The sequence below is a fragment of the Ruegeria sp. YKSF131 genome, from assembly GCF_059612645.1.
Window position 1 is genome coordinate 1 of record NZ_JBXWQZ010000106.1, and the last position, 6,585, is coordinate 6,585.

The following is a 6,585-nucleotide window of genomic DNA, read 5'->3' on the forward strand; positions in this document are numbered from 1 at the left end:
CAAAGATATATCGCAACGACTTGCGTTGACGGACGGTGCCTTGTGCCCGGGCTTCTTCTGCGGTTGCGGTGTCCCGGTTCTGGCGATCAGCATAGGCACAATAGTCGCCTTCGCAACAGTTGCACCCGCACGCAACTAGCGCATCATGTCGGGCCATGATTTCGTCAAGCGTGTCTGTCATCTGTGACCTCACCCCGCACTGGGATAAATCTGATGAATTCAGTCAGCTTTTTCAAGTAAATTCTCCCGACCGGTCGATACACTTCTCTGCTCTGAGCCGCCGATTTCTAAAACTGGCAGCTCAGCTTTTTCGGCAGTATTTGGACAAAGTTGCCAATGCAGAGGCACAGCGCTCAGGCAGCGACTTCCTGCTCGGGCGCGCTGAGCGAGATGACGAGAACCACAGCCGCACCGTTCAGCCAGTAGAACGCCGCATCCAATCCTGAAAACCCCAGTACACTAGGTGCAAACAGAAAGGTGATGCCGACAATAAGGTCCACGGCCAGGTGAAATTTGTAGGGTAGAACGCGCCAAATTCCCAAATGATGGTCGGTCAGAACCGTCAGGACAAAGGCGGCGACGCCAGTGACAACCGAAAGCCACAGCGCCAGCGGGTTGGACTGACCCAATCCCAGCAGGAATGGCAGTGTCATCAGGGCAATGGCAACCGGGTAGTCCAGATACGCGTGGACAGAGCGGGTAACGAAACGCAGGGACATAAGATTCTCCTCTTTTCAATCAGTGATGAAAGAAAGATAGAAAGCCTGACCCGAACGCTGAATTCTTGATCGTTTCAAAAATCTTGCAGATCGTACAGAATATTCGGCGTATTAGTGCATGGACCTGTATGCGGCTGGTGACAAGCCGACCTGCTTCTTGAAAACGCGGGAAAACGCGGCCTCAGAGGCATATCCAACTTCGGCTGCTGCATCTGCGACGTTCCATCGTGCCTCTGTAAGGCCATGGCACGCAATCTGCATGCGCCAGTCGGTGAGGTATTGCATCGGCGTCGTGCCCATCTTCTGGGCAAACAACTGAGAAAAGGCCGTGCGCGACATGCCGGATTCGCGTGCCAGTGTCGCAACACTCCAGTCTTGCGCTGGCGCTTGGTGGAACGCCGTCAATGCGCGTGAGATGCGTGTATCCGCAAAGCCCGCAAGGGCAGTGTCCTGAGGGCTTTGCCGTTCCAGGTAGGTTCGGATCGCCTGCGCAAACAGAACTTCGGACAGCTTCAGGGCAATCAGATCGCCGCCAATACGGGCCCCGGAAACTTCGGATCCGATCATGCGCAGGGTCGATTCCATCCACGATCCGGCCTCTTCGCCATAATTCTCGATCAGGATGTAGGGCGGCAGGCGGTCGATCAGCATATGCCCGGTGCCTTTTCGTCCTGCTGGGCCGGTGAATGAAAAATGACCGCAGATCAGTTGTGTGTCCCGGTCCTCGTCTGCACCGCCATAGACAAGAACGCCATCGCCCTTGTAGCCGGCAATCTCAAGAACCTGTTCCAGAGGAAGCGCATCCAGTGGCCTGACCTCGGCACACAACAACGCATGTGGCGCCCCATGAGGGATCAGGATCAGATCCCCCTGCCGCAGCCGCAACGTTTCCCCGGTGGATGAGACATGGACCTTGAGTTCACCCCGTTGGACAAAATGAAACCGCGCGACGTTTTCGAATTCCGGCACCTGAATACCAAATGGTGGTGTGAACGAGGTGCGGAAGTAGAACGTGCCACGCAGGGACAGACGGGTGAGAATATCGCTGAGTAAATCCAACATGTGTCGAAGATACGGGAATTGACCCGATCGTCCAGATCACGGAACGCTTTGCACGACAATTTGCACGATCTGCAACAAAAACCCCGCCGAAGCGGGGTTTTGCAAGTTATTACGAGCGGACCAGCTTTTCGTAATCTTCTGCGATTTCGCGGGTCAGGTCGCCGGCTTCGAAAGTGAAATCGCCGATTTGCCCGACCGGAGTGACCTCGGCCGCGGTTCCGGTCAGCCAGCACTGTTCGAAATCAGCCATTTCTTCGGGCTTGATGCGCCGCTCATGCACAGTGATGCCTTTATCCTTCAGCATCTGAATGACGGTTTGGCGGGTGATACCGTTCAGGAAGCAATCCGCCAGCGGGGTGTGAACCTCTCCATCCTTGACGAAGAACACGTTGGCACCTGTTGCTTCGGCCACATAACCACGCCAGTCCATGAACAGCGCGTCCGAGCATCCCTTGGCTTCGGCCTTGTGCTTGGAAATGGTGCAGATCATGTAAAGGCCCGCAGCCTTGGCGTGAACCGGGATGGTTTCCGGGCTGGGGCGTTTCCATTCGGCGATGTCCAGTTTTGCGCCCTGCATCTTGGCGTCGCCATAGTAGGCACCCCAAGGCCAGACCGCGACGGCCATCCGTACCGGGTTGCGGGCCGACGCCACGCCCATGTCTTCGCCAGACCCGCGCCAGACCAATGCGCGGACATAGGCATCCTGAAGGCCACTGGCTTTCAGGGTCTCTTCCTTGGCTGCTTCAATCTGATCGACAGAATAAGGCATCGGCATGTCCAGTGCCTCGGCGCTGGCGATAAGACGTTCGGAATGTTCGCGGCTTTTGAAGATCTTGCCGCTATAAGCGCGTTCCCCCTCGAACACGGATGAGGCATAGTGCATCGCGTGGGTCAGAATATGCACATTGGCATCGCGCCAGGGCACCAGCTTGCCATCCATCCAGATGACACCGTCACGATCATCATACCCTGCCATGCGAAACCTCCTGAACCGGGTTAAATTTCCGATTGTTGCGCTACTTAGGTCCGATGCGGACACAATGTTGCGCAAAAACTGCGATTCGATACCTCTCTGCCCTTGGAATGTCAATAACGCTGACATAAAGTCGAACCCGAGTAACGAATGAGGCATGATATGTCCGAAATCCGCCCGGCCCCGCGATATGGGGGCGAAAGCCTGTTGTTTTTGACGGATGAACAATTGCGGCAGGGGATCGAGGCAATGTTCTTCGCCTATCGCGGCTTTACCGCGGATCCCGATCGTATCCTGTCCGAAATGGCCTATGGCCGCGCCCATCACCGCGCGATCCATTTTATCAATCGCGCCCCGGGCACCACGGTGAACAACTTGCTGGCGATCCTCGGGGTTACAAAACAGTCTCTGAACAGGGTCCTTCGGACGTTGATCGAGGATGGTCTGGTGGAAAGCCGGGTCGGAACCGTGGACAAACGCGAACGGCATCTATTTCTGACGGAAAAGGGCGAAACGTTGGAGGCCACGTTGTCAGATGCGCAACGAACAAGAATGCGCGCGGCCTTCAAGGATGCCGGTCCCGAGGCCGTGGCCGGGTTTCGCAAAGTGCTTGAAGCAATGATGGATGCTGATATGCGTCATGCCTATACGAAATTGCGGGATACGACATCATGAGCGAAATAGATGCACATTTGCTGATTGTTGATGATGACGAACGCATTCGCGATCTACTCAAGAAGTTCCTGATGCGAAACGGGTTTCTGGTGACGGCGGCACGGGATGCGGCCCATGCGCGGCGGGTTCTTTCGGGGTTGGATTTCGACATGATCGTCATGGATGTGATGATGCCGGGCGAAGATGGCGTCAGTCTGACCAGGTCGCTGCGTGACACTCATACGACGCCGATCCTGTTACTAACCGCCAAGGGCGAGACCGAGCATCGGATTGCAGGGCTTGAAGCCGGGGCGGATGATTATCTCGCCAAACCTTTCGAGCCGAAAGAGCTGCTACTGCGGATCAATGCGATTCTGCGCCGGATGCCGGAAACCCCGGCCGAGGAAACAGCGGCGAAGATCCTGCATCTCGGCCCCATCCGGTATGACATTGAACGCGGTGAAATGTGGCAGGGCGAAAGGCCAGTCCGCCTGACCGCGACCGAAAGCCAGCTGATGAAAATCTTTTCGGCCCAACCTGGTGAGCCAATCAGCCGCGCAAAACTGGTGGAAGATCTGGGCCGGGATAAAGGACAGGCACAGGAACGTGCGGTGGACGTGCAGATCACCCGCCTGCGCCGGAAGATCGAACAGGACCCGAAACAGCCCCGGTATCTGCAGACAGTCCGGGGCGCGGGCTATATGCTGGCGCCCGATTGAATGAGCCGCTGTGCGGCGATTTAAGCCTTCGGCGAGGATATTTTAGCCAGATGAAGATGGGATCCCGATGAAAACCGCCCTTTTGACACATGCCGATTGCCTTGGACATGTCACACCGCAAGGTCATCCGGAACAGGTGGCGCGGCTGGAGCATATCCTGCACGCGCTTGAAGGACTTGACCTGAAGCGCGTGACCGCTCCACTGGCGGCAGACGATGATTTGCTGCGTGTTCATCCCGAAAGCCATATCCGAGACATCAGATCGTCACGCCCTACTGACGGGTTTGCGCAAATCGACGGGGACACCTTCATGTCACCGGGTTCCGTGGATGCGGCCTATCGTGCGGCTGGTGCGGCGGTACGGGCCGTTGATCTGGTTTTGGGCGGTGAGGCGCCGAACGCCTTTTGTGCCATTCGCCCACCGGGGCACCACGCCGAAGCCGAGAAAGCTATGGGGTTCTGCCTGTTTGGCAATGCGGCGCTGGCTGCGAAACATGCGCTGGATTACCACGGGCTGAAGCGGGTCGCAGTGGTCGATTTCGACGTTCATCATGGCAACGGCACGCAGGACCTGCTGTGGGATGAAGATCGGGCCCTGGTAATCACGAGCCAGCAGATGCCGTTATGGCCAGGATCGGGCCGCCCGGACGAGACAGGCGCTTACGATAACGTTCTGAACATCCCGCTTGCCCCGGGCACCGGCGGGGCTGAGATGCGATCCGCCTATGAAACGCAGGCCTTTCCACGCTTGCGGGCGTTCCGGCCGGAACTGATCATCATCTCGGCCGGGTTCGATGCGCATCAGGACGACCCTCTGGCCAACCTGAACTGGTCGACCGGCGATTTTGCTTGGATCACGGCAGAGCTGTGCGGGATAGCCGATGAGGTGTGTCAGGGCCGTATCGTCTCGACTCTGGAGGGCGGGTATGATCTGAACGCACTGGCCGAGGCGGCACGCGCCCATGTGGAAGAACTGATGAAGGCAGCACGATGACCGATACCCCAGTTGAACAGATGACATTCGAGCAGGCCATGAAAGAGCTTGAGGCCGTGGTTGGCCAGCTTGAGCGCGGCGACGTGGCGCTGGATCAGTCGATTGCGCTGTATGAACGCGGGGCCGCTTTGAAAAAGCGTTGCGAGGACGAGTTGAAGCGGGCCGAGGAAAAAGTGGCCGCGATCACTCTGGACGCGAATGGCCAACCGACCGGGACAACACCTGTCGAAGGTCAGTAAATGTTTCAGGAAAGACTGGCGCAGGACGCGGCGTGTCTTCAGGATCATTTTGACCTGACAATGGGCGCGCTGGCCGATCTGGATGTGACACGGGCAATGGCCTATGCCACCCGTGGCGGTAAACGGCTGCGCGGCTTTCTGGTTCTGGAAAGTGCGCGCCTGCACCAAATCAACGAGTCCCGCGCGATCTGGCCCGCGACCGCAATCGAGGCCCTTCACGCCTATTCTCTAGTTCACGACGATCTGCCTTGTATGGATGACGACGATCTTCGGCGCGGACGCCCCACGGTTCATGTGAAATGGGACGAAGGCACGGCCGTACTTGCCGGGGACGCGCTGCAGACACTGGCCTTTGAACTGTGCACCCGGCCCGAGGTTGGAGATGCAGACGTTCGCGCTGATCTGGCACTGACACTGGCCAGGGCAAGCGGTGCGCAAGGTATGGTTTTGGGGCAGGCGCTTGATATCGCGGCGGAAACCGCTTCTGAACCTTTGACGCTGAATGCGATAACACTGCTTCAGGGCGGCAAAACGGGCGCTTTGATCGAATGGTCCGCCTGTGCGGGTGCGCGTCTGGCAAAAGCGGATCCAGAACCCTTGCGCCAATATGCCCGGGCCCTTGGTCTTGCTTTTCAGATTGCAGACGACATCCTTGATGTTGAAGGTGATGCGTCAAAGGCAGGCAAACGTCTTCAGAAGGATGCGGATGCGGGAAAGGCCACTTTCGTATCTCTTCTGGGTTTGGATGCTGCCAGAACCCGCGCCAGTGAACTTGTTGATCAGGCCTGTGCCGCACTGGACGGGTATGGCCCGACGGCAGAAACCTTGAAGGAAGCCGCTCGCTTCGTTATTGCCCGGGACAGCTAAGCCAGGAACGCGCCAAATGTCTGACCGCCCCAAAACGCCCCTGCTGGACCTTGTGAACCGCCCCGCTGATCTCAAGCGGTTCTCGGACGCGCAACTGCATCAGGTCGCGCAGGAATTGCGGGCCGAGACGATTTCGGCGGTTTCTGTCACCGGGGGGCATCTGGGCGCGGGTCTGGGCGTTGTGGAACTGACGACCGCGCTGCACGCAGTTTTCGACACGCCGCGCGACAAGATTATCTGGGATGTTGGCCATCAGTGCTATCCGCATAAAATCCTGACCGAACGGCGCGACCGCATTCGCACGTTGCGTATGAAAGACGGCTTGAGCGGTTTCACCAAGCGCAGCGAAAGCCCCTAT

At 57.8% G+C, this 6,585-nt stretch carries 10 protein-coding genes; 6 read left to right on the forward strand and 4 right to left on the reverse strand.

Going from position 1 to position 6,585, the window contains the following annotated elements; translation table 11 throughout:
* The 4 genes from AC2FLZ_RS21395 to AC2FLZ_RS21410 form a co-directional block, all read right to left on the reverse strand.
* Nucleotides 1–181 (reverse strand): hypothetical protein (locus AC2FLZ_RS21395; RefSeq protein WP_496882748.1); only part of this gene is annotated, 181 nt, incomplete at its 3' end.
* Between the two features lie 172 nt (nt 182–353).
* Complete coding sequence (locus AC2FLZ_RS21400; protein ID WP_050604526.1) at nt 354–719, reverse strand: SPW repeat domain-containing protein; 366 nt, start codon at nt 717–719, stop codon at nt 354–356.
* 111 nt (nt 720–830) lie between these two features.
* Nucleotides 831–1,781, reverse strand: a complete 951-nt coding sequence (locus AC2FLZ_RS21405) for an AraC family transcriptional regulator (protein ID WP_209598922.1) — start codon at nt 1,779–1,781, stop codon at nt 831–833.
* A 109-nt stretch (nt 1,782–1,890) separates the two neighbouring features.
* A complete protein-coding gene (locus tag AC2FLZ_RS21410; RefSeq protein WP_496882749.1) occupies nt 1,891–2,757 on the reverse strand; it encodes a branched-chain amino acid aminotransferase in 867 nt (288 codons plus the stop codon).
* 159 nt (nt 2,758–2,916) lie between these two features.
* Between AC2FLZ_RS21410 and AC2FLZ_RS21415 the strand changes: the two genes are divergently transcribed.
* The 6 genes from AC2FLZ_RS21415 to AC2FLZ_RS21440 form a co-directional block, all read left to right on the forward strand.
* Entirely contained in the window at nt 2,917–3,429 is a 513-nt protein-coding gene (locus AC2FLZ_RS21415; RefSeq protein ID WP_480474579.1) for a MarR family winged helix-turn-helix transcriptional regulator, read from the forward strand.
* Nucleotides 3,426–4,127 carry a response regulator gene (locus AC2FLZ_RS21420; protein ID WP_480474581.1) on the forward strand — a complete coding sequence of 234 codons (702 nt, stop codon included), beginning with the start codon at nt 3,426–3,428 and terminating at the stop codon, nt 4,125–4,127. The genes AC2FLZ_RS21415 and AC2FLZ_RS21420 overlap by 4 nt, the downstream gene beginning before the upstream one ends.
* Before the next feature lie 67 nt (nt 4,128–4,194).
* Nucleotides 4,195–5,121, forward strand: coding sequence for a histone deacetylase family protein (locus AC2FLZ_RS21425; RefSeq protein ID WP_480474583.1), 927 nt, complete (start codon nt 4,195–4,197; stop codon nt 5,119–5,121).
* Nucleotides 5,118–5,360 (forward strand): exodeoxyribonuclease VII small subunit, encoded by a 243-nt coding sequence (locus tag AC2FLZ_RS21430; protein ID WP_120634800.1) that lies wholly within the window; start codon nt 5,118–5,120, stop codon nt 5,358–5,360. Before AC2FLZ_RS21425 ends, AC2FLZ_RS21430 begins: the two co-directional genes overlap by 4 nt.
* Nucleotides 5,361–6,227: a polyprenyl synthetase family protein gene (locus AC2FLZ_RS21435; protein WP_480555083.1), complete on the forward strand. Its 867-nt coding sequence runs from the start codon at nt 5,361–5,363 to the stop codon at nt 6,225–6,227.
* Nucleotides 6,228–6,243: 16 nt separating this feature from the next.
* On the forward strand, nt 6,244–6,585 hold a 342-nt coding region (locus tag AC2FLZ_RS21440; RefSeq protein WP_496882750.1), incomplete at its 3' end, for a 1-deoxy-D-xylulose-5-phosphate synthase N-terminal domain-containing protein.